Genomic DNA, 26,215 nt, shown 5'->3' with positions numbered 1-26,215 from the left:
GGGGTGGTGTGACCAAGATTGTGACGGGACGGCGGGCAGAGTCAGAGGCGCGTCTTAGGATGGCAGACAAAGCGCTAGAGGTGGCAGGGTGACAAGACAGGTGTCAGAGTTATGGCGATCGCTGCCCCAGTGGCTGACCCGGCAGTGGACGGTCGCCCCGACGGTCACCGAAAGTGAATCGCAGTGGGCGGCTTTGCCAGCGGGCATCACGCAAGCGTTGACCCGACAACTGCAAGCGTTGCCGCCGCCGGTGCCTTATACGACAGCGATTCAATTAGCGACGCGGGAAGCGCTGCAGGCTTGGCAAGCGAATCCGGAAACGGTGAGCAATTGTCTCGTGGTGTTGACCCGTCCGGTGGACGCGATCGCCCTCATCCTCAAAGAGAGTCTGCAAGACTACTTGCTGGATTACGAAGTGCGCTTTTTGCTCAGCGGCTATCATCGTCCCCCCAATGCCCTGGAAATTACGGGACATTTGCAGCGAGAGCTCGTTCCCGAACAAAAAAGCGAAGGTGACCAACCCGCGATGCCTGTGACCCAGACCGACATGCATGCATCGCGGTTACAAATTAACGTCATTCCCAGCTTGGAACCCTGCTTTCTGCGCTGCATTCAGGGCTGGCAGGGCATTGAATATTTGCAAAATCAGGTGGCTCAGGATGACTCGTGCTTTTGGGTGATGGGCTGTAACCATTGGGCCTGGGCATTTTTGGACAAAGTGTGTCAGGTTGGGGCCTATTTAGAACGGACAATGACTTTACCGTCGCTGTCGGGTGAGGACTTGGCGGACTGGCTGCGGCCCTTAGCTGAGGTCGTGCTGCAAAGCGCTCCAGACTTGTCGTTAACGCTGCAGATTGCCCAGGATGACGCGGACTTTTGGAAGACTTTGGCGAGTGTCTCGGCAGGCAGCGCGACCACCGCTGCTTATCTTTGGTTGCAGACTTTGTGCGTAGAGGCGGAACGGCTCGCGCCAGATGGGACGTTGCCGCCGGATCTGAGCTGTCTCGAAATCACGCCGCGCAAACCGAAGTTGCCCAGCCTTATGAGTCTGGAAGCGCTGGATCGTTACTTGCTGCACGCGCTGCTCTTGCATGGGGAGATGACGCGATCGCACCTGGCCCTGAGTATGGGCGAAGACGAGCGGATGATTCGCTCGCGGGTGCAAGTGTTGCGGCGCGAAGGGCTGATGCGCCAAACGGGACGCTGGTTGACGGTGCATCCGGCGCACTACCCCAAGCTCTATAGCGAACTGGGCAACAACAATTTTTTGATCGGGCAGGCATGACTGTGATGGCCGTTTCTCTTCACTTCTGGCTGTTGGCGCAAGAGACCGTCCCCACGGCGGAAAATCTGGAGGCGCTGTTTAAGGAAGTCACGTGGCGATCGCTGCTCCAGGCGCTGCTGACGGTGGCGATCGCCTACGGTCTCCTGACGGCCATTCAAAGCTTCACCACCGCTATTTCTGAAAAAGTGCCGCGTCGCTTTCGCCTGGTGATCAAACAATCTGTGCCCTTTCTCAAAGCGCTGGTGCTATTGGTGGCGATCGCTCGCCTGCTGCATTTGTTTGTCAATCCCACGGGGTCCAATCTGCTGGCGCTGACGGGTACCATCGCCGTCGCCCTCGGCTTTGCCTTCAAAGACTATGTCAGTTCGATCATTGCGGGCATTGTCACCTTGTTTGAAGGTTCCTTTAGGATGGGCGATCGCGTGCGCATTGGCGACCATTACGGCGAGGTGGTGAACTATGGCTTGCGCGAAGTTCGACTCCGCACCCCTAGCGATGACACGGTTACGATTCCCCACAACACGTTGTGGAATGAACCGATTTCGAACGCCAACAGCGGCCAACTCGAAGCGCAGATTGTCACGGATTTTTACATTGCCCACGCCGCGAATGTAGAGCTGGTTTCAGATTTGTTGTATCAAGCCGCTTACAGCAGTCGTTATACGCAGCTCAAGCTGCCCGTCACGGTCATCATTCTCGAAAAGCCCTGGGCGACCCAACTCAAACTCAAGGCGTATCCGATGGATGCGCGGGACGAATTTATTTACAAAACCGACTTGGTATTGCGGGTGAAACAAGCCTGTGCGCGGCATCATGTGCCCTATCCCCAGGTGGGCTGGCCTAATGCTGACGAGGCGTCGGGGGCATCTAGCGAATAGCCTCCCTAAACCAGTCAAGGACCTGTACAGGTTGGGCAGGTATGTGTTTAGCGTCAATCCACTCATTCAGTACTGAATTCCCCTCTTGGGAGGGGCGGATGGGTGGGTCGGCCTGTCACTCTGTAACTCAAAGGGGTAAACCCACCCCACCCTGCGGGCACCCCTCCAATGGAGGGGATTCTGCGGAACGCTAAACACATACTCAAGTAGTGCCTAACCCCAACGATTGGGCAGGCTATTTGCCAACAACGGCCTAACTGTCACGCCCCCGACACCAGCACTCCCCCGACGACAATCAAGCTGGCCCCGATGAGCAGTCTGACGGGATCGGTATCGCGCCACTCCGCAAATAGCATGAGCGCTAATCCAGCAGTTACCAGGGTGTTCATGTTGTAAAGGGGGACCAGTTTGGCCAAGGGAACCTGATATTTCAGCAGTCCCAAGACCACGCAGCCGGTGCCCATCGCCCACAAAATACCTTGCATGGCGGACGATATGGCCGCCGCGATCGATGGCACATTCCCCGGTAAAAACAGGTTGAAGAGACCCCCCATCACGCTAATCGCGATACCGATAAAAAAGAGGTGGCCGCCGACTGACATGCCCGCATTAGAGCTCGTTTTGGCAAACACGCTAGAGAGCCCGTAAAACAGGGCGGGCAAAAAGCCGCCAACAATCAAGCCCCATAGTTGTGGTGTCATTTTGGTCTTCTCAAATAAAAAGGGGATCTTCGTGATTTTAAGGCGGGGACTGAATATCACTTCATCTCGCTACAGAAAGCGGGCAGCATGGCAGCGGAGCGATCTCGCCAACCTCACTTAGTCCTTGCAAAGGAGAGGAACCAGAGTTTTGAGCAGTTGCCAATGAAGTCGTAGCCAACCCGTAACTAAACCTCTCCTTGCGAAGGAGAGGTGCCGCAGGCGGTGAGGTTAAAGCCGTGATCAAACCTCAGTCGCAACTGAATGAGCGTGATATCGATGCTCTCAATCATGACCCAATCGGCTGCCCCCTGGCTCCCCCGCTCCCCCTAGTAAGTAGTCAAGATCTATCGCGATCGCAGAACACTGAGATTAGTCGGTGGGTTGGCAAGTGGGACAGTAATAGTAGCGCCGCCCGCCCGATCGCTCCTTCACAATTGGGGTGCCGCAGGCATAACAGCCTTGCCCATCACGGCCAAACACCCAGTGGCGATATTGTCGCCGGGGCCAGCCGCGTTGCTTCAAATCTTGGGCGATGTCGAGGTCGTTGGTGATGCCGTTGTGGTGATAGGACTGCTGGGGAATGGTCAGAGCGGCATCGGCGAACCGGGCGAGCTGTTCGCGATCGCAGTCGGTCGGTCGCTGGGTGGGATGAATGCCGCTGACAAACAGAATCTCGCTGCGCAGGTAGTTGCCCACGCCACAGAGAAAGCCTTGATCGAGCAGCAGCGTGGTGAATCGCCGCCGATAAAACGTCTTTTCCTGCACCCAATCAAAGATCTGTTCGCGGGTTACTTGCGGGTTCAGGATATCTGGCCCGAGCTTTTGGATGAAGGGATGGTGGAGCACCTCGTCGGCGGTCAGGACTTCAATATCTGATGCGCTGTAGAGCAAGGCCGATTTGCGATCGGTGTGGATGGCAAATCGCAGTTGCCGATTGGTATTGGGAAAGTTGTAAGCCTGGCGCACCATCCATTTGCCGTAGAGCTGGTTGTGGCTGTAAACGCAGAGATCGTTGTCAAAGTAGGTGACGAGAGCTTTGCCATGGGTGGCGATATGGGTGACGGTACGCCCGGTCAACTTTTCGGCGTAGGGTTGCAGATGTTCAAAGGCAAAGAAGACTTCGGTCGTGGGCTGGTGAGCGATCGCCTTCTCTAATTTGTCTGCCGCTTTGCGAATCTCTGGCCCCTCAGGCATGCTGCACCCTCAGTCGTCGTTACATACTGTAACGTTTTCGGCGATCGCGGGTGGCGACGGAATAAGGAGTGGTTGGCGATGCTGCCAGCAATGGTGTTGGGCCTTCCGCAGACCAGGCCGAGTCGGCGGCGTCAGCACTGGGCCACGCGGATTAAAAACATCAATTTTTGTCATTGATGCAGTCAGGGGTAAATCGCCAATAACCCTGATATATCAATCTTTTTCGGCGATCGCGCTCAGATGAAATGGCGGATTTCATCCAGTAAGCTAGACGCAGCCTCCGAAAATGTACGGAAAACGCTGATTTTTCTTTTACGTCCTTTGCTCATGCTGCCTATTTGGTGCTGGGATGGATGCGGCGATCGCTGCGGTGATCGCGCTCCCACATCGCTGGCGGTGGCGACTTGTTAACCCTTCGTCTTGCCCCCGTTGCCCCATGAATATTGTTCTGCATCCGTCGGTCTCTGCTTTGGTGGTGGGTAGTACGCTGTTGGGGTTTGCGCTATCCGGACAGGCAAGCCCCATTACTCCCGATCCGAGCGGAACGACCCAGGTTGAGGCCGCTGGGCCAACTTTCAACATTACGGGGGGGCAGCTGTCGGCTGACCAGCAGACTTTGTTCCATGCGTTTACTCAGTTTGGGTTGACGGCAGACCAGACCGCGGCGTTTTTGGCCCAGCCCAACGTGCAATCGATTCTGGGTGCAATTACGGGCGGTCAGGCTTCCTATATTGACGGGCGCTTGCAGGTGGCGGGCAGTGCGGCCAATCTGTATCTCATCAATCCTGCCGGAATTTTGTTTGGCCCCAATGCCCAGCTTGATTTGGCCGGATCGTTTGCGGCGACTACCGCCAGCGGGGTGCTGTTTGATGAGGCGTTGTTTAATGTCCTCGGCCCCAACGATTACAGCCAGTTGGCGGGAACGCCGACCGGATTTGCGTTTACGGGCGAGGAAGGCGCGATCGTCAACGCCGCAAATTTGGCTGTCATGCCAGGCGAGTCCATCACCCTTGTGGGGGGGCAGGTGATTTCCACTGGGACGCTGACTGCACCGGGGGGCGACATCACGATCGCCGCCATCCCCGACAGCAACCTCGTCCGCATTAGCCAAACCGACATGGCCCTGAGCCTAGAGTTGGAAGCATTGTCTGCTGAAGCTCCGACATCCTTGCCCTTTTCACCATTAGCTTTGCCGGAATTGTTGACGGGCAGCGACATTGCCACCGCCACCGGCATCACGACAAATCCTGATGGCACGATCGCCCTGGTGAATACCGCCGTTGCCGATGTGCCAGGGACCGCGATCGCCACGGGCACCCTCGACACCTCTGGCACCAAGGGCGGCAATGTGACGGTGGTGGGCGATCGCGTCAGTTTGCTCAGCGCCACGGTGGATGCTTCAGGCGACCAGGGGGGCGGCACCGTGCGCGTGGGCGGTGATCTGATGGGACAACTTACGCTGCCAGGTTCTACCTTGACGGTGATGGATGCCGAGAGCGCGATCGCCGCGGATGCACTCGTGGAGGGTGATGGCGGCACGGTGATTCTCTGGTCAGATGACACGACAGCGTTTGCCGGGGAGATTTCGGCCCAAGGGGGGGGCCTGGGCGGCGACGGCGGGTTTGTAGAAGTGTCGGGGGCGAGATCGCTGCTCTTTGACGGCATGGTGAATACGACCGCCCCGCTGGGCACCGACGGCGAACTGTTGCTCGACCCGACCGACATCATCATTCGCAATGGCACTGCCGACGGTGATGACACAGATACGCTGGCGACGCTGCTGAGCGAGACTAACCTGGCCCTGACCGATCCCATTCCCACTCTCATTTTTGAATCGGAGTTGGAAGGGCTGAGTGGTGATACCGCTGTTACCTTACGGGCCAGCAACAGCATCACCATCGAAGATTTGGCCGACAACGAACTTACCTTTGCCGAGCGATCGCCCATTTTCATCAATGGCGTGGAGATCACCGAATCCCTCGTGCCCAGTGAGGTGCCGCCCGATCCCGCCCCGATTCGCTTTGAGTCCGGCGGCACTTTTGCCATGAATCCGAGCGACACGATTTCAGCCCCGGGACGCGATGTATTCATCACGGCGGGGGGAGCGGTGACCCTGGGCGATATTCGTACCTGGCGCGACGGCAACGATAACGCCAATATTGATCCCTCGGTGGAAACGGACGGTAACTTGACGGTGATCGGTTCCTCCATTCAAGCGGGCGATTTGAATGCGCTCCAGCGCCAGATTATTGATGCCGATGGGATACCGCTGATTTCGGGAGCGGTGGGGCTGGGCGGCGGCAACGGCAGTCGCGTTTATTTGGAATCCACGCAGGGCGACATCATCGTCGATGGTATCTTGGCTGGGGCTGGTGGACTGGTGGTCAATGCCGCCGACACCTTCCGCGTGGAAGATTTCTTTCGGGTCGAAGCGGTGTCGCAGCGAGATGCCGCTGGTAACGCGATCGCTTCTGACACCTACAACCTGAGTATTTTTGTCGCGATTCCTCTACCCCGTGACGCGGCGGATAATCCCATTCCCCCCGCTGCCGACCAGCAATATTTTTTCCGGGGGGTGAAGATCGATCCCAACACTCGCGGCGAAATTGCGATCGCCTTTGACACCCTCAACACTCGCCGATTTGAAGCACGCGACTTTTTCATCGGGCCGGCGATCGTGGGTGACGGCGGCGTCGCGCCCCCGCCTGGCGAAAACGGCACCTTGGCGGGCTTGCTGTTCGCCGAGCCTGATCGCACCATCGTCACCTTTTTAGAGAGCCAACTGTTTGAACCCACTAACGAAATCGCCGACACCACCGGATTGGATGACCTCTCCGACGACGACGATGCAGAAACCCTGCGCGGCATTGAGACCGAAGCAGAAGAGTCAATCTTAGAAATTTGTGACGACAATGAGGAAGACCCTGACGCTGAGTGTGAAGAGTAAAGCACAGCGTATTGAGCGCTAAGTGGGGAGAATCTCATGTTATCGACCCTGTGGGCGGCGGCGTTGCTGAGTGCTGACGTCCAGCCGCGAGGATGGCTGCCGTCGGCAGCTGTCACCATTAGTCAAAGCGTCCGAGAGCCCGACCCTGCCACGGCTTTTCAAACCGGGTTGACGGCATTTCAGGCTAACGATTACGAGGCGGCGATCGCTGCCTGGGAGTCGGCTTTGAGCGGGTTTCGAGCCGCAGAAAATTCCACTCAAACGGCCCTGACGCTGAATGCGTTGGCCGCCGCCACCCTGTCCCTCAGTCGTCATGGTGACGCGATTGCCTATGCCAGTGAGAGTGCCGCGATTGCCGAAATGCTGGAGCGGCCCGATCTCGTCGCCCAAGCTTTGGGCAATTTGGGCATTGCCTATCAAGCGTCGGGGCAATTTGCCCAAGCGGTAGAGACCTATGAACAGGCGCTGACGCAATTACAAGATCAGCCCGAATCGGCCGCGATCGCCCAGCTCTATGGTCTTTTGGGCAATGCCTACGAAGCGCTAGGGGATTATGATTCGGCGATCGCCGCCCAATCAACGAGCATGACTCTGGCGGCTAACGTCAACGCCCCGTCTCTTGAAGCGACCGCCCAAATGAACTTGGGCGGTCTTTACAGCCTAGAGGGGGACTTCGACAGGGCGATCGCCTGGTATGAGCGGGGCATTGCCCTGGCTACGGACGCGGGCTTCCTCGGGTCTGCGGCGTATGGTTTGAATAACCTGGGTGGCACTTACCAAAAGTTGGGCGATCAAGCCGCCGCGATCGCTCAGTTTCAGCGCAGTCTGGCCCTGTCGGTAGAAACGGGCAATCGCCAGCTACAAGCCACCGTGCTGACCAACCTGGGCGTCGCCTTTGAAGATGCGAATGACTTTGAGCAGGCGCTGCGGAGTCATCAAGCCAGCGTGGCGATCGCCCGCGACCTCGAAACGCCCCGGCTGCTGGCCGATGCTTTGAACAATTTGGCCCATACCCAACTCGTCACGGGCGATTTTGACCCAGCTGAAATCGCCCTGCAAGAATCAGTACAGCTCCTATCTGCCCTCCGTCGGGGGCTAGCCGATGCCGATAAAGTCAACGTCTTTGATACCCAAATCTATACCTACAACCTGCTGATGCAGGTGCAGGTGGCCCAAGGCGATTACATCGCTGCGCTGGAAACCTCGGAAGCGGGGCGGGCTCGCGCCTTTGTGGAATCCTTTGCCACGGATGACACGCCCATCACCGCGCCGACCATTGATGAATTGCGTCAGGTCGCCCAGCGCTTAGACGCCACCTTGGTGGAATATGCGATCGTCCCAGAAGACGACTTCACCGTGCAGGGTCGGCAGCGGGGTGAAGCGGGGCGGGTATTTGTGTGGGTGGTCGCGCCGGACGGCACCGTAACCTTTGAAGAAATTTCCCTGGCGGGCATCACCCTCAGCTTGAATGAGCAGGTGCAGCAAAGTCGTTCGGCCATTGGGGCCTTGGGCCGCACCCGTGGCATTGGCGTGGTGCAGACCGATCGCGCCCAATCTTCGTCTGATCTCAATGATCTCTACACCCGTTTGATTGCACCGATCGAGGCCGCACTCCCCGATGATCCCGACGCGCTGGTGGTGCTGGTGCCCCACGAATCGCTGTTTTATCTGCCCTTTGCTGCGCTTACGGATGCCGCCGGGCAGGCGCTGGTTGATAAGCACACCTTGCTCACTACGCCTGCAATTCAACTGCTCGACCTGACGCTGGCTGAGGCGACGATGGTTGGTGCTGCCCCCCTAGTCGTGGGCAATCCCACCATGCCTGCTGTCCCCAGCTTAGAAGGCGAGTTGCAGCCCTTACCGGGGGCGGAAGCGGAAGCGATCGCCATTGCCGACCTCTTGCAAACGCAGGCGATACTGGGCAGCGACGCTACCGAATCGCAGGTCGCAACGGCCATGTCCACGGCCAATGTGGTGCATCTCGCGACCCATGGCCTGCTGGACTATGTCGATACCACCGATCGCATTCCCATTCCTGGTGCGATCGCCCTCGCCCCCGACGACGATGATGATGGTTTATTGACCGCGCGAGAAATTGCCAATCTGTCTTTGTCCGCCCAACTAGTGGTGTTGAGCGCTTGTGATACCGGCCTGGGCGAAGTGACAGGCGATGGGGTGGTGGGCTTATCGCGATCGCTGCTATCAGCAGGAGCCCAAAGTACTGTCGTCTCGCTTTGGGCGGTGCCCGATGAGCCCACCGCTACTTTAATGCAAGCCTTTTATACCGAGCTGTCACAGGGTGCCGACAAAGCCCAGGCTCTTCGCCAAGCCATGCTCCAAACCCGCGCCCAATATCCTGATCCCATCAATTGGGCTGCTTTTGTTCTGGTGGGCAATCCCGCCCCGTTGTAAACGCCCTGCCGAATTGTGACCGTGCAGGGGGAACCAGTTTGCCCAAGTGCTGCCAAGCGGTGGGCGGCAAGGCTCGCAATGGTGGGTCAAGCGCTACACACAACAGGCAGATTTTTTCGGTATGCTATGACAGCGAAACCAACGAGTCATCAGCGCTATAACGCTACTATCGTTGGCATAACTTACGACAAAACTGACCCGTCAGTTAGGAGTTGAGTGAGTGAAGCTTTTTGCTAAGTGGCGTGTTGGCTTAGTGCATTCTGTGTTGTGGTCAGTGTTATCTGTGGCGGCTTTGGTGGGCTGTGACGCAGCCGTTTCCGAAAGTGAATCGCCAGAACCCTCGGCCGCTCCGCTCCCAGCCGACTCGCCGACGGCCGAAACCCCAGCCCCCTCCCAACCTGAGCTGGATCAAGAACTGCTGAACCAACAGCTATTAGCCCAAGGACAAATTTTGCCCGTCGCCGCTGAGGTCGAGATTGCGGATCAAACGCTCGGTCTCGAAGTGGCAGAAACGCCTCAACAACAGGCGATTGGCCTCATGGCGCGAGAATCTTTGCCGGACGATCGCGGGATGCTCTTTCCCTTTGAGCCGGCCCGCCCCGTGAGCTTCTGGATGAAAAATGTTTTGATCCCCTTAGATATGGTGTTCATTCACCAAGGTGAGGTGGTGGCGATCGCGAGCGATGTTCCCCCCTGCGAGGGCGATCCCTGTCCCACCTATGGGCCGGGGCGGCAACCTGTCGACTACGTGCTAGAGCTGCGTGGGGGTCGGGCCGCCGAACTGGGGATGCAAGCGGGAGATGCGATCGAGTTCACCTGGCTCGAAGACGAAGACTCTGAGGCGATTCCAGAAGACTCTTCAGCCTCTTAGGTAGCAACCCATGGTCCAATTTAAGCTAGTGGGCAACTGAACTATTGCCGATTAAGGAATGGGAATTTACTTAAGTGTGAACAGCCATCTCGGCAGTGCCAGAGCAGGCAAAATGCAACTTGGAGTCTATAAAATGCTGATCTCTAAGGGACTCAAAGATTCGGATCAAGGCTGCAGCATTTTATTCTCTACTTCCACGGTTGCAGCTCGAACCTTGAATGCTGCATGCGGCGATCGTTTGATTAGCCAGTCCATTGGTGGCGATGATCCGTCATGACCTTACTGCGCATCCATCATGTAGCCGTTATCTGTTCCGACTATGAGGTGTCGCGCCATTTCTACTGCCACATTTTGGGCCTCAAAATCATCGCCGAAAATTACCGGATCGAGCGGCGATCTCACAAGCTAGACTTGGCTTTGCCCGATGGTTCACAACTGGAATTATTCTCTTTCCCTGATCCGCCGCCTCGCCCCACTCAGCCCGAGGCGCGAGGCCTCCGTCACTTGGCATTTGCGGTATCTCAGCTCGACCCTTGGCTCACCAAATTGGCGGCGGCCCAGGTGCCCGTAGAAGCTGTACGCACGGATGAATATACGGGTTGCCGCTTTGTCTTTTTGGCTGATCCCGACGGTTTACCCATTGAACTGTACGAAGTCGGCGCACCCAACCAGGAAATTGTCCGTTCCACCGCTCTCGCTTGAGAATGAGTTAAGAGCCCTGTTGCTAGCTCAGGATGGCCACTATGACCCGGCGCGAAAACCTGACATTGCTGATTTCTGCCATTGTGCTCACGGTGGTGGCTTTGCTGGTGATTACCTTAGAGGCGCAAGTGTCCTTTACGACTAGCAGTTCAGGCTCGCCAGCCATGGGCAGATTACTCACCGATCCGTTTTTGCAGTTGCCCACCGCGACATCGGTGCGGGTGGTTTGGTTTACTGAGTTTCCCGGGCAGACCCACACGGTATACTACGGCCCGCGATCGGGGGCCAGATTAGCGGACAATGCGTCGACGGTGCCAGCCACAACGCGCCTGCTGTCTCGTTTGCAAGAAGACCAGGCCTCTAATCTCCCCAGTGGTGAGGCGCTGGAGGCCCCGGCTCCTCGCTTGGTCTGGCGACATGAGGCGGAGGTGACAGGGCTGCAACCGGGTCAGCGTTGGCCTTATCGCGTTGAGAGTGTGACCGATGATGGCGAAATCTTGACGAGCGAGGAATTTACTCTGTCGGCAGCGCCCGCCGCCGGGACACCCTTGAAAATTTTGCTGACCTCTGACCACCAGGCTAAGCCGATGACGGCAGCCAACCTGCAAAAAGTTGAGGAAACTGTCGGTGCGGTCGATGCCGTATTTGTGGCTGGCGATTTGGTGAATGTGCCCGATCGCGCCTCTGAGTGGTTTGACGATGCGACAGGAGCCGCGTTTTTTCCCGCTTTGCAAGGCCGCGCGAGTTATCAGTTAGGCAATCAAGAATATCGTGGCGGCGCTTTGATTCAGTCAGCACCCCTATTTCCCGCGATCGGCAACCATGAAGTTATGGGTCGGGTTTCACCCTTCACCCCGTTGAATAAGCAATTCAATGATCCGGTACCCCGCGCGGCGGCCGTTGCTGTCTACGATGCCCAACCCGAGTTGTTCAACGCCCAGGGTGATCCGGCTCTGCGCCAGCAATGGATTGTGAATCATTCCTTTAATACGGATACCTACGAAGAGCTGTTCACCTTGCCAATGGCTGAAGTGCCGGGTCGCGATCGCCCCACCAGCCAGTTTTACGCGACTACCTTTGGCGATGTACGCTTGGTGTCTCTCTTTGTGACCAATATTTGGCGACGGCCAGCGGTCGAAATTGGCGTACAGGGACGGTTTCAAGAGCGATTGGCGGATCTGGGCAACCCGATCAATTGGGGACATGGCCAACATATTTTTGAGCCCATCCATGCCGGTAGCCCGCAATATCAATGGCTCCAATCTGAGCTAGCGAGCCCCGAATTTCAGCAAGCGCGCTACCAAATCGTGATGCTGCACCACCCGCCCCATAGCTTAGGCGACAACATTGTGCCCCCGTTTACTGATCCGGTGCCGCTGTACGATCGCTACCCCGACGGCGCTCTGCGTGCGGTCCGCTACGAATACCCCAAGCGCGATGACTACATCATGCGCGACCTGATGCCCTTGTTAGAAAGTGCAGGCGTCGATCTGGTGCTCTACGGCCATTCCCACCTGTGGAATCGCTTTGTCAGCGAGTCGGGCATGCACTTTTTAGAAACCTCGAATGTGGGGAATACCTACGGTGCGTTTTGGCAAACCGAGCAGCGTCAGATGCCCCCTGGCGAAGACACGATCGAATTTAACGGCTATCAACAAGATTATTATGTGGCCCAAGGAGATCCCAACGGACTTGCCCCGGTGATGCCCACCCTGGCCCCGTTAGAAGATGACTCGGGCAGCCCTTTGCCCTACATTGCCAGTAATGACATCACCGCTTTCAGCATTTTGGAAACGGGGAGCGGCAAAGTCACCAGCTACTATTTCGATACCCGCCAACCCAATTCAGATGTCGTCAAATTTGATGAATTTATCCTTGGGCAAAGAGGCTGAAACCTAGAAAACCCAACACTCCTAAAGCAATTAGCCCAGGGCCAGCGCTGTGCGACAGCTGAGGAAAAATAGGGTGTAAATGCCCAGACTACCGATCGCAAACATCGCCGATCTCAGTATAGGAATATCCAGGATGTAAAAAACGCTATAGAGGCTGCGGGCGATGATGTAAGCGATCGCAGCGCCCAGGGCGATTGTGGAATCTTGCCCGGTGACGTAAGCCATCAGGGCTGCTGGGGCAAATAGCGCCAGCGATTCGAAAGAATTTTGATGGGCCCAGTTAGCTCGTTGGGCATACAAGGGCATTTTGTCGGTCATAGTACGCGGAGCCGACATGTCATAGCCCATTTGCAACCGTGCCGCTCCGACCAAAATAAACGGCGCGTAGACCAGCACCGCAGCAATCACAATGCACACGAGCAGCGTAGCTGGCATGGGCAGTTGGGTCAAAAGCGTCATAGTAGCTCTGAGCGAGGGCGATTAATCGAAATAGAACAGGGTAACAATTTTGCGCTGATCTTCGGCATCTTCGCAGGTGCGAAGCAGCGTATGGCTGTCGTGAAAGGCAAAACAAATGAGTTGCTGACACCGAGAAATAATCTCTTGGTTGCAGATAGCACTGGCTTCGGCCAAAGACAGCGAATCGTTGCTGCTGTTTTCGACCAAGTGCATGACCTGATCCAGCTGATCGCGTGACTCGCGGGGCTGCTTATCTAAACTTTGGGGCAAGATCACCGTCAGCAAGTTGGGGTCACCCTTCAACGCGCCGCGAATGGCAGCGGAATTGGTGCCAGTGGCCCCAGAGGTCATGATCCGATTGCCCCCCACAACCAAAGCGTAAGTCATCAGCTCAATGAGCTGCTGATGGGTAATCGGCACGTGCCGCGAGCCCAAAATCGCAATACGCTTCGAGCCGGACTGCTGGATGGCAGCCAATTCTTGCAGAAATACATCAACCTTGGACGACTCCAAGGGGGCATCAATGGACTGACTCAACGGAGATACACGAAATGAATGAACGCGCCTATTGTATCAGTCTCGTGGAAAATGTCAGCCACGGGGTGCGATCGCAGGGGTCTCTAAGCCAATCAATGTCAATAATCGTTGCATATCGACCTGGCTAGCTAAGTGCTCTTTGATTAAGGGCACCTTGTCGGGATTGTTGAGCGGTAAGCGCCCAAACAGCATTTCAATCCGCTCGACGGTGCTCAGCGTATCGGTCGCCACGGACAACACAGGCACTTCCTTATCTTTAGCAAACAGCAGCACGTCTTTGCTGGGTGCAATTTGGCCGGTGAGAATCAGGCAGTGGGTTGAGGTTTCTAAGGCCGCAATTTGCAGGTCGCGGCGATCGCCCCCGGTCACTACCGCTTGGTGGGTCCCTTGCCCAAAAAAGCGGAGGGCCGAGTTCACATTCATGGCCCCAATTTTCAAACTCTCGACGACCAAATCGAGGTGGTCTTCGCCGCAGAGCACTTCAGCATTCAGATACCGCACCAGTTCTGAGACGCGAATGCCTTGGAGAAAAGGTAACTCGGGCAGCATGCCCAACACCGGAATGCCCAGTTGCTCTAGATAGGGTGCGATGGTTTTATGCGTGGACTCACTATCTTGTTCGCTCACCTCATTCAAGACGACACCGAGTAAGTTGGGGCCGAGGCGTTTTTGGGCGGCCACGAGCTGATCAATCATGCCCAACGTGTTGGAATGCATGACCAAAATGACCTGCGCGTCTAACGCGATCGCCATTTCCGGCAAAGACAAATTAAACAGTGCGCCTTCTTCTAAGTTGGAAGGCCCTTCCAGCAGGGCAAGATCACCTTTGACGTCGTCCCAATAGTGGCTGAGCGTTTCCCCCAGTCCAGCTGTGTTGGGCTGCTGAATCTGCGCCATCCAAGACTGTCGGTTGAGCGATAGTAAGTTGGCCGACTGGTGGGCTGCCTCTAGTCCCAGGGTGGTGGGGACAAAAGTTAAATCACCGTCTGTGACATCTAAGCCGTAGCCAAAAGCATCCACCGACGCTAAAGGCTTGCCCCAGCTCATCGGCACCCCCATCGTTTGTAACTGACTGCCAATGGCAATGGCCAGGGTTGACTTGCCGCTATAGGGCGCTGTTGAGCCAATAATTAGATGCTTGGCGGTGTTGGGCACTCCTCTCGCTCCTTACTAATGCTTACCGGTGGGACTGCCCTTCCAATTTTGCCACTCTTTGCCGAGTGCGGTGGCGCAACCCTAATCGTCTAACCGTAAAAGCTTACGATAGAAAGACTTAGAAAAATCAGCGGGTCGCTTGTGACGCAGGGCAACCACTACATCGAATAGAAAATCAACATATTCGAATGTTGCCATGGTGATCTCATAACTCAAGTCGGCGTCATCATCAAATTGCAAGCGACAGCGGGTTAAATCGGCGGGTAGCGTCGAGACATTCCAGGTGGCGATAAAGGGAATGCTCTCGCCTTCTTCGATCGCCCGTTCCCCTTCTAAATTGCCCTGTTTATAGAGGCCAATGGCGTAAGGCAATGCATTGCGCTTGTTGCCCTGATAATAGGGTAGGTAAACGCCAATTTCAGCTTTTTGAGCGGGTTTAATCTCTTCAAACGTCAGTGACATAGCGGCCTTGGAAATTTGTGTGACTGATGACTCAGGTGAGGTGGCAAGTGCAAACCTCACTGCCCCAGCTCTAGGGTTCCCGAAGTTGGGCATTTTGACCTCAGTGATAGCACAACAACCGCCTTTCCAGGCATAACATTTATCGTTAAGAAGCCTTAAGCCGCTAGGATGAGAACAGATTTCAGGTGAATGCTTGGCCAAAGATCAAGCTGCCTGGCAGTGCCCCCAGCGCCATCTGATCTCGGCGCCATTCAGTTCTGACTGGGCGGCCGATCAGAAGCCGGCCGGGGTGAGCTGCCAAATCTGGACCGGCACCGATCGCCCACGAGGCGGTTCTTCGGGCTGGGTATTCACGTTCTTAGTCGACAGCGGAGTGCACGATCAGCGATATGTTGAATGGGTTTAAGGGCAACTCGGTGAACTTATCTCCGCTGGCGGCTGATGATTTTCATCGCTACGAGCGGCGGCGGCTCAAGGCCGCGATCGCGTTAGTCACCGTTTGGGCGTTTACTGCGCTGCTGCATCTAGTGGTTTGGGGCCAATGGCTGGTCTATGGCTTGGTGCTGGTGACTGGTGTGCATTTGGTGCGTGTGCTGCGGCGGGTGCCACAGGTGACCCCAGAGGCGCTGCCGAGTTGGCAAGACACGCCTCCTAGCGAGCGGACGGCTGCTTATCTGAGTCAGTGGCCCACGGTCTCAATTTTGGTGGCGGCTAAAAACGAAGTGCAAGTGATTCAACGGTTAGTGAAGTCGTTGACCGCGATCGACTATCCCGCGACCCGATTTGATATTTGGTTGATTGATGACAACAGCACCGACGGCACCGGGCTATTGATGGATCAGCTGGCCCAAAATCAAGAGAATCTGCACGTTATCCATCGCGATGAAACCGCCACTGGGGGCAAGTCAGGCGCGTTAAATCAGGTTTGGCCGACAACTCCGGGCTCAATTTTGCTGGTGTTTGATGCGGATGCGCAAATTCCCCCCGATTGCTTGCGACGAGCGGTACCCCTGTTTCAGCAAGAGCAGGTGGGGGCGGTGCAGTTGCGGAAGGCGATCGCTAACGGCACCCAAAATTTTTGGACGCGGGGGCAAGTGGCCGAAATGGCTTTTGATGCCTACTGTCAGCTCAAGCGCAATGCTTTGGGAGGCATCGGTGAACTGCGCGGCAACGGCCAGTTTGTGCGGCGCACTGCTTTGGAACAATGTGGTGGCTGGAATGAAGAAACCATCACGGATGATTTGGATTTGACGCTAAAGCTGCACGTCAACGGCTGGGATGTGCCGCTGATGATGACCCCAGCGGTGCGGGAAGAGGGGGTGACGCAAGCGATCGCCCTCTGGCATCAGCGCAACCGTTGGGCCGAGGGGGGCTATCAGCGCTATTTAGACTATTGGCGGCTACTGACGCCGCGTCGCCTGGGCTGGGGTAAGACCTTAGACCTGGCCCTATTTTGGATGATTCAGTATGGGTTGCCGACAGCGGCCCTACCCGATTTGGTGCTGGCGATCGCGCGGCAGCGGCCACCCATGCTCGTGCCTTTATCCAGTGCGGCAGCGATTTTTGCCACGGTGGGCATGGCCCAGGGCCTGCGTCGTAGTCAAAGTGCCTCGCTCTTCTCGGTGTTGGTGCAAACCGTGCGCGGCATGATTTATATGACCCATTGGTTGGTGGTAGTGGCGACGGTGACGACCCGGATGGCGATTCGTCCTAAACGGTTGAAATGGGTCAAAACTCAGCATGGTGATGTTGATGACCCGACGGTGATTGAAGCCAGTGTCTCTTCGCAGTCTTAATGCTGGGTAACTGGAGTTTGAGTCAATTGATTGACGGCTGCGCAAGGTCTGTCCGGCAGCCCTGAATGATTTGCGCAGCCCTGAATGATTTGCGTTGTTTTGTTGCTAAGGCGCGTGCGATCGCGTTGACATCAGCCAGGATCAGCATAGGACTAGCGTTGCGGCTGGCTACCGAGTGGGTCGCTGCCGCCTCCTAGCTCAAGTTTTATAGTGAGGGTGGCGATCGCAGCTCGTCTGGGCTGGTTTGCCCTAACTAGCTCAGTCGTTGTAAAAGTTTGCTGGCGCTATGCTTGATTCTCGAATTCCGGCAGGTTCGTTATCTGATAAGTGGACTCAGTTTCAAGAACACAGTCCCTTGGTGAGTCCCAACAACAAGCGCAAACATACCGTGCTCGTCGTGGGTACCGGATTAGCGGGTGCTTCTGCGGCCGCGACTTTGGCAGAGCAGGGCTATCACGTCAAAAGCTTTTGCATCCAAGATTCGCCCCGCCGTGCCCACAGCATTGCGGCGCAGGGGGGCATTAACGCCACCAAGAACTATCCCAACGATGGCGATAGCGTCTGGCGGCTGTTTTACGACACGATCAAGGGCGGCGACTACCGGTCTCGTGAGGCCAATGTCCACCGTCTAGCGGAAATCAGCAGCCACATCATTGATCAGTGTGTGGCCCAGGGTGTGCCCTTTGCGCGGGAATATAGTGGCCTGCTGGCGAACCGCTCCTTTGGGGGAGCCCTCGTGTCGCGGACGTTTTATGCGCGGGGGCAAACGGGGCAGCAGTTGTTGCTGGGCGCTTATAGCGCCATGATGCGGCAGGTGCAGGCGGGACAGGTGGAAATCTTGGCCCGGCGCGAAATGCTGGATTTGGTCGTGATTGACGGTCAGGCGCGGGGCATCATTGCGCGGAATTTGGTCACCGGGGAACTGGAGCGCCATAGCGGTGATGCAGTGTTGCTCTGTACGGGCGGTTACGGCAATGTGTACTATCTCTCGACCAATGCCAAAAACTCCAACGTGACGGCGGCTTGGCGCTGCCACAAACGCGGGGCGTATTTTGCGAATCCTTGCTATACGCAGATTCATCCCACCTGCATTCCAGTCTCGGGGGACTATCAGTCGAAGCTGACGCTGATGAGCGAGGGCTTGCGCAATGACGGTCGGGTCTGGGTGCCCAAGGAACCCGGCGATCGCCGATCACCCAACGAGATTCCCGACTGCGATCGCGATTACTACTTAGAGCGGCGCTATCCGGCCTTTGGCAATTTGGTGCCTCGAGATGTGGCCTCGCGCAATGCCAAAGCGATGACCGATGAGGGGCGCGGCGTGGGCGAAACCGGACTGTCGGTGTATCTCGACTTTCGGGATGCGATCGCTGAGCAGGGTCAAGAGGCGATCGCTGCTAAATACGGCAACCTGTTCGACATGTATCAGCGCATCACCGGGGATGATCCCTATCAGGTGCCCATGCGCATTTATCCCGCCGTCCACTATACGATGGGCGGACTGTGGGTGGACTATCACCTGATGAGCACGATTCCCGGTTTGTTTGTGCTGGGGGAAGCAAACTTTTCCGATCACGGGGCCAATCGCTTGGGCGCGAGTGCGCTGATGCAAGGGCTGGCCGATGGGTACTTCGTGATTCCCCAAACGCTGGGCGCGTATCTCGCGACGCAAAAACCAGAACCCGTTACCCCGGATCATGCTGCTTTTGCTGAGGTGGAGGACGCAGCTCGCCACCATATTGAACAGCTCTTGCAGATTCGCGGCGACAAAACGGTCATGACCTTTCATCGAGAACTGGGTCGATTGGTGTGGGACTACGTGGGCATGGCCCGAGATCAGGCCGGATTGGAAACGGCGATCGCCCGCATTCAAGATCTGCGTGAAGAATTTTGGCACAACCTCAAATTGCCAGGCACGGCCAACACCTTGAACAAAAACTTAGAGTTTGCCGGGCGCGTGGCTGATTTTATGGAATTGGCAGAACTCATGGCGCGGGATGCGCTGCACCGTGAAGAGTCCTGCGGTGGACATTTCCGGGAGGAACACCAGACCGCCGACGGCGAAGCCAAGCGTGACGACGACCACTTTGCCTATGTCGCGGCTTGGGCATATCAGGGGCGAGATCGCACCCCCACCCTGCATCGCGAAGACTTGAACTTCGAGAATGTACAGCTCACCCAGCGCAGCTACAAGTAAGGGACTTGCTGGTCCATCAAACATTCAGGCAACTTTCGTGGCTGAGTGGCTGGGTAGTAGGGACGTTTGTGAAGCAGGAACCAAGAACTTTTGTGCGATCGCCCGCCTCACCGCTGTGAAAGCTTTACTGGGGATTGACGGGCTCGAAACCCGGTAGCCAGTTTTGCAGCTGTTCCCAAATGGTTTGTGGGCCGATGCCGATAATGAACAGCACCAACAGCGCGATCGCCATCAAAATCGCGAGCCTCAGCGTTGCTCGCACGACTTTGAGCACCCATGTCGTGACGAGAAACAGGATGATGAGAATGCCGATGACGATCGCGATTTCCATCGATTGATCCTATGCTTGGGCCATTACCGGGGAAGTCAGATTTTGGCTGACCTCTGTCGCGGCGATGCGCGCCCACTGATCAACCGTCAAGATGTCTTGTAACACGGGTTGTGCTACCAGATCATCGCGGTGGCGATCGCACACCCGCTCAATCACTTTCGGGATTTCCAGATAGCTAATCTTTTCGTCGAGGAATAGCTCGACGGCTTTTTCGTTGGCCGCGTTGAGCACAGCGGTCATCGTGCCCCCGGCTCGTCCCGCCGCATAGGCCAAATCCATGCAGGGATACTTGGCGTGATCCGGTTCGCGGAAGGTCAGCGTTCCGGCTTTGACGAGATCCAGGGGTTCCCAGTCGGTGTAGACGCGATCGGGCCAGGAGATGGCATAAAGCAACGGCAGCCGCATATCGGGCCAACCGAGTTGGGCCAGCACCGACGTGTCCTGCAACTCAATCAGCGAGTGAATGATGCTTTGGGGATGGATCACAATATCAATGTCGTCATAGTCTTGGCCGAACAGATAGTGGGCTTCGATGACCTCCAGCCCTTTATTCATCAACGTGGCGGAATCGACGGTAATTTTGCGGCCCATGCTCCAGTTAGGATGCTTGAGGGCGTCGGCGACGGTGACTTGAGGCAGCTTGTCCACCGGCCAGTCGCGGAAGGCCCCGCCAGAAGCAGTCAAAATAATCCGCCGCAGGCCACCATTAGGAACGCCTTGCAGGCACTGGAAAATGGCGGAATGCTCGGAGTCGGCGGGCAGCAATTTCACCCCATGCTTTTCCACCAAGGGCAGCACCGCAGGCCCCCCGGCAATCAGGGTTTCCTTATTCGCCAGAGCGATATCTTTACCGGCTTCGATCGCCGCCAAAGTCGGTAACAACCCGGCACACCCCACAATCCCCGTTACCACCGCTTCGGCATCGCCATACCGCGCCACCTCCACCACCCCATCGTCGCCCGCCAAAATAATTGGTTGGGGATCAAGGTCTGCTAAGGCGGCCTGCAAATCTGGCAACTTGCTGGCGTTACAGATGGCGACAATCTCGGGCTTGAACTGACGTACCTGCTGCGCTAGCAGTTCCACGTTATTGCCAGCCGCAATCCCCACTAAGCGAAAATCTTCGGGATGGGATTCCAAAATGTCCAGGGTTTGCGTACCAATGGAGCCAGTGGAGCCGAGCAGAGTAATCGCTTTCACGGTGTTACCAGGGTGCAGGTCATTCCCAATTTACAATTTTCTGGGATGTGCCCCAAGCTCTCTAGGCTGAGAGCATGTCTTCCGCGTCTGCACAGACTGGTGATGCTGTGAAGTCCACGTCTGAATTAATGGTCCCGCAGTAGGGCTATTCCCCGCAAAGGCAAACCGCACAGCATGAAAACCGCTTGCCGTTATCCTGACGACTTGTAGAACCCATTTGAGATCGCTAAGTAGCGGCTGCCAGTCGCTTGAACATGAGCCTGATGAAACACAGATCCAGTTGAGCTTTGGCATGGTCGAAGGTGTGCTCAAAGTTCTGCGTCACACTCTTGCAGCGTTCCATCTACGCATTCGAGCGCTCCAGTACCCACCGGGCTTTGACGGGGACAAATCCCGTGGGGCTTGTTTCCGACCTCCCCGCTCATGCTGAACCGTCATCAGTCGCGCCAAAGTACCGTCTACACGCCACTGCTTGTAGTGCCAATACACCGTCGAATAAGGTGGCTAGTCTCGGGACAGGTCCGGTCCGCCCAGTTACAACCATTCTTGAGGCGATAAAGGATGCCGTCGATAATCTCGCGATAGCTCCATTCAAGCGGTCGAGTCTGCTGTTTGGGGAGCAAGATCTCGGGCAAGAGGCGTTCGAGGAGTTTCCGTTCGGCATCCGCCAAACCGCTGGAATAAGCCATGGTGACTAAGGAACTAGACATCATGGTTTTCTTTGACGGAAATACCGAAAGATCTCAAATAGGCTCTATGTGGATAACTATTGTGGACGGTGATTTTGGGATTGTGGGCATTACCTGCCACGAGTCTCTTCATCCTTCCCGATGAATCGTTTCCAGCCATTTGAGATGAGCTACGATTTTGTCGGCATCGTGGGCGCCCCTATATGTCGTTAGACTAAGGCTTGCTAAATATGGGGCTTACAAAATAAATATGCGGCAGTATTCTCCGCTGACCATCCTGGCTTACGGACTTGGCCCAACACTGATCCTCTTCAGTCATTGCGGTGCCTTGTTGATTTTGACGACAGGGATATCTTGGGGCGCGATCGCTTGGGCTGTGGGCTGGTACGGCATCCGTATGCTAGCCACCACTGCGATTTATCATCGGTTGCTTACCCACAATAGCTATCGAGCTCCGAAGCTGGTGCTATGGGTGGGTTGCTTAGTCGGTGCGGCGGCTGGGCAGATGGGCCCTAGTTGGTGGAAGGCCCATCATCTGGCCCATCACCAACATTCTGACCAAGCGGTGGATGCTCACTCGCCCTGTCGGCCACTCCCCGGAGTGAATAAAATTTACTGGTCACAAGGAGGCTGGCTATTCTCGCGCTGGTTTTTTCCAGCTAAATTGCCTGTCGATGTGGAGCAGGATCCTTTTTTAAGGCGACTTGATCGCGTTCACTTTATGCCATTAGTGGCGTTGTGTTTGCTCTCGTACGGTATTGGTGGTGTCGAATATTTTGGAGCATTTTGCCTGAGTACCACCCTCTTGTTTCATGGGGTGCAGACGGTGAATTCTCTATGTCATTTAGTTGGTCAACAACCTTTTCGCACGGGGGATAATAGCCGTAATAATGCCCTGGTGGCAGTACTGACGCTGGGCGAGGGGTGGCATAACCTGCACCATGCGATCGCTCATTCTAGTCGCCACGGCATTACTTTACAAAATGGCAAAGTGACCTATTTGCCTGATCCTACTTTTCAGTTCATTCGGCTGCTAGAGCGAGTCTCGTTAGCCTCACGTTTGCACCTGCCCACCGAACAGTCGCTGTTGAAGCGGGCCAACGATAGCAACCAGTTAGGGCAGGCGGCTAGACCGCAACGAGAATCTCCCAAGCCGCAATTATCGGCCAATCGCTAAAACGGCGGCTAAGGTCAACCGTCTGCCTTCAGCGACATCGGGTTCAGCCTTGATTTAGTCAGGCTGAACCCCATTGTTTTATATAGCGCCGCGTAATAGCTCCGTACATTCCCATGCTGCGGAACAAGTAGCTTAAGCCCCTTGTCTGTTGGTACCTGACTGCGGACTGCGATGTATTGTTCACTGAACCGAGTCTTCGTCGCTTTCGGCTCACGGAATAGTTAGTAACTGTCTTCGCCATCAACGTTGTTGAGGGTCATGAGGTGGTTGGCGTCGTCGAGGCGATCGGCGATCTCCTGGCGCACATCAACGTCAACATCCAGGTCAGCTAACACTTCAACTGCATCTTGCCGATATTCAGCGCTTTGTGCAGTATCTGCAGTGGCGAGTTTCTGCAAATTTTCATAGACTTTGCTGGGTGCAGGATGGGGCATTTTCTTCACTTTCCGTTAATCAATAACCTTAAGTTTAGCGATCGCTCAAACAGCTTTTCGCTAATGAATATGAATGATTAGCTAATAGCAAAGCCTCGAGCGGGAATCGCTGTGCTCATATTATCGACAACGAGATGACAGCCTTCTCAAGAGGGACTATAAACCTTTACACGCCCACATTCTATGTTTCAAAACATGGGCCAGCGATGCAAAAATCAACAAACTGCAATATCTGTTGTCGCTGCAAATGGCAAGCAGCTGCTCCAGATGATTCTGCTAACAAGCAGTGTTGAGTCTCATGCTGGTCAACGTTTTGAGTTGAAATATTTTACTTCTTTAAAGATTTCAAGTAAGACGTGATTGTGTCTCTTCTGCGTTGACTTTTCTCAGGAAGGCTAGAGATTGCCAGCACTTGGGTCAGGGGACTCTGGGACCGCGATCGCATCAACAGCTGAGTCTCTCTCTGCAATTGATCCACCTATGTCAGTAGCGGGAATTTACTTTTCTAGTTGCAAAGTTGGCCCAGGATGATCTACGCCCATCTCAGGGCAGCAACGGCTAGACAGACCCAACCTGCAATAAACGCAACCCCACCAATCGGCGTGACGGGACCAAAGGCTTTGAGCCCGGCCAAGCTGATGAGGTATAAACTGCCCGAAAACAGTATGACTCCGACGATGAAACACCAACCTGCTGCCGTCAGCCACGGTAAAGCTTGTTTGGCTGTCCCTAACAGCATGGCGACTGTTAGCAGTGCCAGCGCATGGTACATCTGATAGCGGACGCCAGTGTTGAAAACGGCGATCGCGCGCTCAGTCAATTGATTTTGTAAGGCATGACTCGCGAAGGCTCCCCCTGCTACGGCGAGTCCTCCCAAAATTGCTGCGATCGCCAAAAATAATTGCATCGTTACTCACCGTGAATCATCCATAGTCACAGGGTAAAACTATTCTCAGCAGGGCGACGCAATCAAGATGAGTGCTGAATGATTTGCTCCCGACGACTCGTGCTCTCGGCTTAAGGCTGGAGCGTCATCCCTTCACGCGCTAGACGCAATTGTGGACAGCGATTATGGATTTCCATTTCGAGATGATCAAGGTAGTCATCATCGTGGCGTGGATTGTGATGAAACAAGATCATTTCTTTGACTTGGGTCTTTTCGGCAATCGCAATACTTTGGTCACAAGACATTGCCTGGGGGTCGTCGCCCATACTGGCATATACTGGCTCCGAGTAAGTGCCGCCATACACCAGTAACTCTGCCCCTTGAGCCAGATACAACAAGCTCGGGTCGGGGCCAGCCTCTGTACTATAACTATCGGTCGCGTAAACGACTGACTTGCCCGCATAGTTGACTCGGAAGCCGAGTGCGCTGGTCGCAGAGTTGAGCGCGATCGTTTCGACCGTGACATCATCATCCAGGTGAATCACGTTGCCGGCGGCAATGTTATGAAATTCCATAGTGGATGACATATTCTGCAGCGGCGTGAAGAAATTAGGCCGCAGCATTTGATCCGTCAGGCGCTGCTTGATGGATGCGCCATTCGCAGCAGTCGCGCCATATACATCAAAATGGTTGCCAGCGATAAATGCAGGTCCAAAAAAAGGAAATCCTTGAATGCGGTCCCAGTGGGTGTGGGTAAAAAAGATGTGGGCACTGACGGGATGGCCAGCTTCGAGCAAGTGTTTGCCCAGCACTCGCAGCCCCGTCCCACCGTCAAACACCAGCCGATGCCCGGGCAGTTGAATTTCTACGCAAGCGGTATTGCCGCCATATCGAACGGTGTCAGCCCCCGGTGTCGGCACACTACCGCGTACGCCCCAAAACTTAACCGTCAAACATTCGGTTGCTGACATCACCGTAGCTTGCACCCCTTCTGCAGGTGTCGAATTACTTTCTGTCAGCATTGAAGCATCTGTGTCTGGCATGGAGAAAAACAACAACTAGAAGGTTAGGTTACGTAATCGCTGGCATGAATAACGGTCGCCTAAAGTCGATTGCGAAGCACTTGATTGATAAATATTCTGGCGCTTTTCAGTATGTTCAGGAAAGTTTAGTGGCTTTTATTACTCTAACGCTCAGCTCCCGCTCCGGATTAAACGAGCCGAGCATCGTGATTAGTCGGAGATGGGAAACCCGTCTCACCAGCGCAGTACACTGTCTGGACAGTGGTGAGGTAGTCAACATCGACCGCCTCATTCCGCCTCATTGTTTATCAGGATACCCATCCCCACTGAACATCGATACTCAGCGACCAGGTTATTTGACTGCGTCAATGCATTGCTGCACTAAGGGCTTCACTTTATCGACGTTTTGCCAGCCCAAAATTTGCACCTCTTTCTTTTCGAGGTTTTTATACGTGCCAAAGAATTCCGCAATTTCGTCGAGGCGATGGGTAGCAATGTCATCTAAAGACATCACCTTGGCATAGCGTGGATCTTCGGCGGGTACGCAGAGAATTTTTTCATCGCGATCGCCGCCATCGACCATTTCCAACATGCCAATGGGTCGAGCCGCAATCACACATCCCGGAAAGGTTGGCTGATCCATCAGCACCATGCCATCTAGTGGATCACCATCATCGGCGAGGGTGTTGGGCACAAAGCCATAGTCGTAGGGATATTGCACCGAAGAAAAGAGGACGCGATCTAAGATCATGGCCCCCATATCTTTGTCAAATTCGTACTTGTTTTTGCTGCCCGCCGGAATTTCAATCAGAACATTGATTAGACCAGGCTCAGGCTGAGCGGGAATCCGAGATAAATCCACAATGCGTCTCCAGATATGATGTGGTCGGCAAGCGTTGTGGAGCCAAATACTCCCGATGTCTGCTCAGAGGGATGCCGCTAACGACAGAGCCGTGATGAAGTCACCGAATCGAGTCAGCGATTTCAA

24 protein-coding genes are annotated in these 26,215 nt (G+C 55.4%); 10 read left to right on the top strand and 14 right to left on the bottom strand.

The features are described 5' to 3' along the window. The first annotated feature begins 100 nt into the window (after nucleotides 1-100). Together DYY88_RS06295 and DYY88_RS06290 are read left to right on the top strand one after the other, a co-directional pair. A complete protein-coding gene (locus tag DYY88_RS06295) occupies nucleotides 101-1,285 on the top strand; it encodes a hypothetical protein (protein WP_052288295.1) in 1,185 nt (394 codons plus the stop codon). 5 nt (nucleotides 1,286-1,290) lie between these two features. Continuing rightward, on the top strand, nucleotides 1,291-2,163 hold the full coding sequence (locus DYY88_RS06290) for a mechanosensitive ion channel family protein (protein ID WP_207223289.1): 873 nt from the start codon (nucleotides 1,291-1,293) through the stop codon (nucleotides 2,161-2,163). Between the two features lie 260 nt (nucleotides 2,164-2,423). Here DYY88_RS06290 and DYY88_RS06285 read toward each other — a convergent pair whose 3' ends face one another. From DYY88_RS06285 to DYY88_RS24000, 3 genes are all read right to left on the bottom strand, one after another. Continuing rightward, nucleotides 2,424-2,864 (bottom strand): hypothetical protein, encoded by a 441-nt coding sequence (locus DYY88_RS06285; protein WP_039726033.1) that lies wholly within the window; start codon nucleotides 2,862-2,864, stop codon nucleotides 2,424-2,426. A 369-nt stretch (nucleotides 2,865-3,233) separates the two neighbouring features. Further along, nucleotides 3,234-4,058 carry an endonuclease VIII gene (gene nei, locus DYY88_RS06280; protein WP_039726032.1) on the bottom strand — a complete coding sequence of 275 codons (825 nt, stop codon included), beginning with the start codon at nucleotides 4,056-4,058 and terminating at the stop codon, nucleotides 3,234-3,236. 9 nt (nucleotides 4,059-4,067) lie between these two features. Then, nucleotides 4,068-4,232 carry a hypothetical protein gene (locus DYY88_RS24000; protein ID WP_163685920.1) on the bottom strand — a complete coding sequence of 55 codons (165 nt, stop codon included), beginning with the start codon at nucleotides 4,230-4,232 and terminating at the stop codon, nucleotides 4,068-4,070. A gap of 262 nt (nucleotides 4,233-4,494) precedes the next feature. On the opposite strand from DYY88_RS24000, the gene DYY88_RS06275 reads away from it, so the two are divergent. The 5 genes from DYY88_RS06275 (at nucleotide 4,495) to DYY88_RS06255 (ending at nucleotide 12,882) form a co-directional block, all read left to right on the top strand. Continuing rightward, nucleotides 4,495-7,005 (top strand): two-partner secretion domain-containing protein, encoded by a 2,511-nt coding sequence (locus DYY88_RS06275; RefSeq protein WP_160299520.1) that lies wholly within the window; start codon nucleotides 4,495-4,497, stop codon nucleotides 7,003-7,005. Nucleotides 7,006-7,041: 36 nt separating this feature from the next. Then, nucleotides 7,042-9,417 (top strand): CHAT domain-containing protein, encoded by a 2,376-nt coding sequence (locus DYY88_RS06270; protein ID WP_052288293.1) that lies wholly within the window; start codon nucleotides 7,042-7,044, stop codon nucleotides 9,415-9,417. Between the two features lie 220 nt (nucleotides 9,418-9,637). Further along, nucleotides 9,638-10,288 carry a DUF192 domain-containing protein gene (locus tag DYY88_RS06265; protein WP_052288292.1) on the top strand — a complete coding sequence of 217 codons (651 nt, stop codon included), beginning with the start codon at nucleotides 9,638-9,640 and terminating at the stop codon, nucleotides 10,286-10,288. A gap of 273 nt (nucleotides 10,289-10,561) precedes the next feature. After that, nucleotides 10,562-10,990, top strand: a complete 429-nt coding sequence (gene gloA2, locus DYY88_RS06260; protein ID WP_039726030.1) for an SMU1112c/YaeR family gloxylase I-like metalloprotein — start codon at nucleotides 10,562-10,564, stop codon at nucleotides 10,988-10,990. Between the two features lie 41 nt (nucleotides 10,991-11,031). Then, complete coding sequence (locus DYY88_RS06255) at nucleotides 11,032-12,882, top strand: purple acid phosphatase family protein (RefSeq protein ID WP_039729561.1); 1,851 nt, start codon at nucleotides 11,032-11,034, stop codon at nucleotides 12,880-12,882. 30 nt (nucleotides 12,883-12,912) lie between these two features. Here DYY88_RS06255 and DYY88_RS06250 read toward each other — a convergent pair whose 3' ends face one another. The 4 genes from DYY88_RS06250 to ebsA all read right to left on the bottom strand — a co-directional run bounded on the left by DYY88_RS06250 (nucleotide 12,913) and on the right by ebsA (nucleotide 15,495). After that, the gene (locus DYY88_RS06250; RefSeq protein ID WP_039726029.1) at nucleotides 12,913-13,341 is read right to left on the bottom strand and encodes an MAPEG family protein; all 429 of its coding nucleotides are present in this window, start codon (nucleotides 13,339-13,341) and stop codon (nucleotides 12,913-12,915) included. Nucleotides 13,342-13,362: 21 nt separating this feature from the next. Beyond that, nucleotides 13,363-13,878: a DNA recombination-mediator protein A gene (locus DYY88_RS06245; protein ID WP_039726028.1), complete on the bottom strand. Its 516-nt coding sequence runs from the start codon at nucleotides 13,876-13,878 to the stop codon at nucleotides 13,363-13,365. Nucleotides 13,879-13,932: 54 nt separating this feature from the next. Next, nucleotides 13,933-15,033 carry a phosphotransacetylase family protein gene (locus tag DYY88_RS06240; RefSeq protein WP_039726027.1) on the bottom strand — a complete coding sequence of 367 codons (1,101 nt, stop codon included), beginning with the start codon at nucleotides 15,031-15,033 and terminating at the stop codon, nucleotides 13,933-13,935. Nucleotides 15,034-15,114: 81 nt separating this feature from the next. After that, nucleotides 15,115-15,495 (bottom strand): type IV pilus biogenesis protein EbsA, encoded by a 381-nt coding sequence (ebsA, locus tag DYY88_RS06235; protein WP_302849228.1) that lies wholly within the window; start codon nucleotides 15,493-15,495, stop codon nucleotides 15,115-15,117. Nucleotides 15,496-15,911: 416 nt separating this feature from the next. Here ebsA and DYY88_RS06230 point away from each other — a divergent pair, with 416 nt between their 5' ends. Both DYY88_RS06230 and DYY88_RS06225 read left to right on the top strand, forming a co-directional pair. Then, a complete protein-coding gene (locus DYY88_RS06230; protein ID WP_242517577.1) occupies nucleotides 15,912-17,291 on the top strand; it encodes a glycosyltransferase family 2 protein in 1,380 nt (459 codons plus the stop codon). Nucleotides 17,292-17,577: 286 nt separating this feature from the next. Further along, entirely contained in the window at nucleotides 17,578-19,488 is a 1,911-nt protein-coding gene (locus DYY88_RS06225) for a fumarate reductase/succinate dehydrogenase flavoprotein subunit (RefSeq protein ID WP_039726025.1), read from the top strand. A gap of 124 nt (nucleotides 19,489-19,612) precedes the next feature. On the opposite strand, the gene DYY88_RS06220 is transcribed toward DYY88_RS06225, so the two are convergent. From DYY88_RS06220 to DYY88_RS24430, 3 genes are all read right to left on the bottom strand, one after another. After that, nucleotides 19,613-19,819 (bottom strand): hypothetical protein, encoded by a 207-nt coding sequence (locus DYY88_RS06220; RefSeq protein ID WP_039726024.1) that lies wholly within the window; start codon nucleotides 19,817-19,819, stop codon nucleotides 19,613-19,615. Nucleotides 19,820-19,828: 9 nt separating this feature from the next. Next, nucleotides 19,829-21,019: a 1-deoxy-D-xylulose-5-phosphate reductoisomerase gene (gene dxr, locus DYY88_RS06215; RefSeq protein WP_039726023.1), complete on the bottom strand. Its 1,191-nt coding sequence runs from the start codon at nucleotides 21,017-21,019 to the stop codon at nucleotides 19,829-19,831. A 458-nt stretch (nucleotides 21,020-21,477) separates the two neighbouring features. Further along, nucleotides 21,478-21,729, bottom strand: a complete 252-nt coding sequence (locus tag DYY88_RS24430) for a transposase (protein ID WP_201278964.1) — start codon at nucleotides 21,727-21,729, stop codon at nucleotides 21,478-21,480. 229 nt (nucleotides 21,730-21,958) lie between these two features. Between DYY88_RS24430 and DYY88_RS06205 the strand changes: the two genes are divergently transcribed. Beyond that, a complete protein-coding gene (locus DYY88_RS06205; protein ID WP_063776170.1) occupies nucleotides 21,959-22,885 on the top strand; it encodes an acyl-CoA desaturase in 927 nt (308 codons plus the stop codon). A 221-nt stretch (nucleotides 22,886-23,106) separates the two neighbouring features. Here the strand turns inward: DYY88_RS06205 and DYY88_RS06200 are convergent, their stop codons facing one another. The 4 genes from DYY88_RS06200 to DYY88_RS06185 form a co-directional block, all read right to left on the bottom strand. After that, nucleotides 23,107-23,319 (bottom strand): hypothetical protein, encoded by a 213-nt coding sequence (locus DYY88_RS06200; RefSeq protein ID WP_039726021.1) that lies wholly within the window; start codon nucleotides 23,317-23,319, stop codon nucleotides 23,107-23,109. 532 nt (nucleotides 23,320-23,851) lie between these two features. Next, nucleotides 23,852-24,226, bottom strand: a complete 375-nt coding sequence (locus tag DYY88_RS06195; protein WP_039726020.1) for a DUF423 domain-containing protein — start codon at nucleotides 24,224-24,226, stop codon at nucleotides 23,852-23,854. 110 nt (nucleotides 24,227-24,336) lie between these two features. Further along, nucleotides 24,337-25,248, bottom strand: a complete 912-nt coding sequence (locus DYY88_RS06190; RefSeq protein WP_236146325.1) for an MBL fold metallo-hydrolase — start codon at nucleotides 25,246-25,248, stop codon at nucleotides 24,337-24,339. A 331-nt stretch (nucleotides 25,249-25,579) separates the two neighbouring features. Then, on the bottom strand, nucleotides 25,580-26,089 hold the full coding sequence (locus DYY88_RS06185; RefSeq protein WP_039726019.1) for an inorganic diphosphatase: 510 nt from the start codon (nucleotides 26,087-26,089) through the stop codon (nucleotides 25,580-25,582). Nucleotides 26,090-26,215: the final 126 nt, after the last annotated feature.

This window comes from Leptolyngbya iicbica LK, from assembly GCF_004212215.1.
Lineage (GTDB): Bacteria > Cyanobacteriota > Cyanobacteriia > Phormidesmidales > Phormidesmidaceae > Halomicronema > Halomicronema iicbica.
Note: the sequence above shows the minus strand (reverse complement) of the source record. Positions and strands in the feature narration are given on the sequence as shown.

Excerpts from the sequence above, each read along its gene's own strand:
- DYY88_RS06290 (WP_207223289.1), top strand. The coding sequence starts at position 1,291 with ATGGCCGTTTCTCTTCACTTCTGGCTGTTGGCGCAAGAGACCGTCCCC.
- DYY88_RS06285 (WP_039726033.1), bottom strand. The coding sequence starts at position 2,864 with ATGACACCACAACTATGGGGCTTGATTGTTGGCGGCTTTTTGCCCGCC.
- nei (WP_039726032.1), bottom strand. The coding sequence starts at position 4,058 with ATGCCTGAGGGGCCAGAGATTCGCAAAGCGGCAGACAAATTAGAGAAG.
- DYY88_RS24000 (WP_163685920.1), bottom strand. The coding sequence starts at position 4,232 with ATGACAAAAATTGATGTTTTTAATCCGCGTGGCCCAGTGCTGACGCCG.
- DYY88_RS06275 (WP_160299520.1), top strand. The coding sequence starts at position 4,495 with ATGAATATTGTTCTGCATCCGTCGGTCTCTGCTTTGGTGGTGGGTAGT.
- DYY88_RS06270 (WP_052288293.1), top strand. The coding sequence starts at position 7,042 with ATGTTATCGACCCTGTGGGCGGCGGCGTTGCTGAGTGCTGACGTCCAG.
- gloA2 (WP_039726030.1), top strand. The coding sequence starts at position 10,562 with ATGACCTTACTGCGCATCCATCATGTAGCCGTTATCTGTTCCGACTAT.
- DYY88_RS06255 (WP_039729561.1), top strand. The coding sequence starts at position 11,032 with ATGACCCGGCGCGAAAACCTGACATTGCTGATTTCTGCCATTGTGCTC.
- DYY88_RS06250 (WP_039726029.1), bottom strand. The coding sequence starts at position 13,341 with ATGACGCTTTTGACCCAACTGCCCATGCCAGCTACGCTGCTCGTGTGC.
- ebsA (WP_302849228.1), bottom strand. The coding sequence starts at position 15,495 with ATGTCACTGACGTTTGAAGAGATTAAACCCGCTCAAAAAGCTGAAATT.
- DYY88_RS06225 (WP_039726025.1), top strand. The coding sequence starts at position 17,578 with ATGCTTGATTCTCGAATTCCGGCAGGTTCGTTATCTGATAAGTGGACT.
- DYY88_RS06220 (WP_039726024.1), bottom strand. The coding sequence starts at position 19,819 with ATGGAAATCGCGATCGTCATCGGCATTCTCATCATCCTGTTTCTCGTC.
- DYY88_RS24430 (WP_201278964.1), bottom strand. The coding sequence starts at position 21,729 with ATGTCTAGTTCCTTAGTCACCATGGCTTATTCCAGCGGTTTGGCGGAT.
- DYY88_RS06205 (WP_063776170.1), top strand. The coding sequence starts at position 21,959 with ATGCGGCAGTATTCTCCGCTGACCATCCTGGCTTACGGACTTGGCCCA.
- DYY88_RS06200 (WP_039726021.1), bottom strand. The coding sequence starts at position 23,319 with ATGCCCCATCCTGCACCCAGCAAAGTCTATGAAAATTTGCAGAAACTC.
- DYY88_RS06195 (WP_039726020.1), bottom strand. The coding sequence starts at position 24,226 with ATGCAATTATTTTTGGCGATCGCAGCAATTTTGGGAGGACTCGCCGTA.
- DYY88_RS06190 (WP_236146325.1), bottom strand. The coding sequence starts at position 25,248 with ATGCCAGACACAGATGCTTCAATGCTGACAGAAAGTAATTCGACACCT.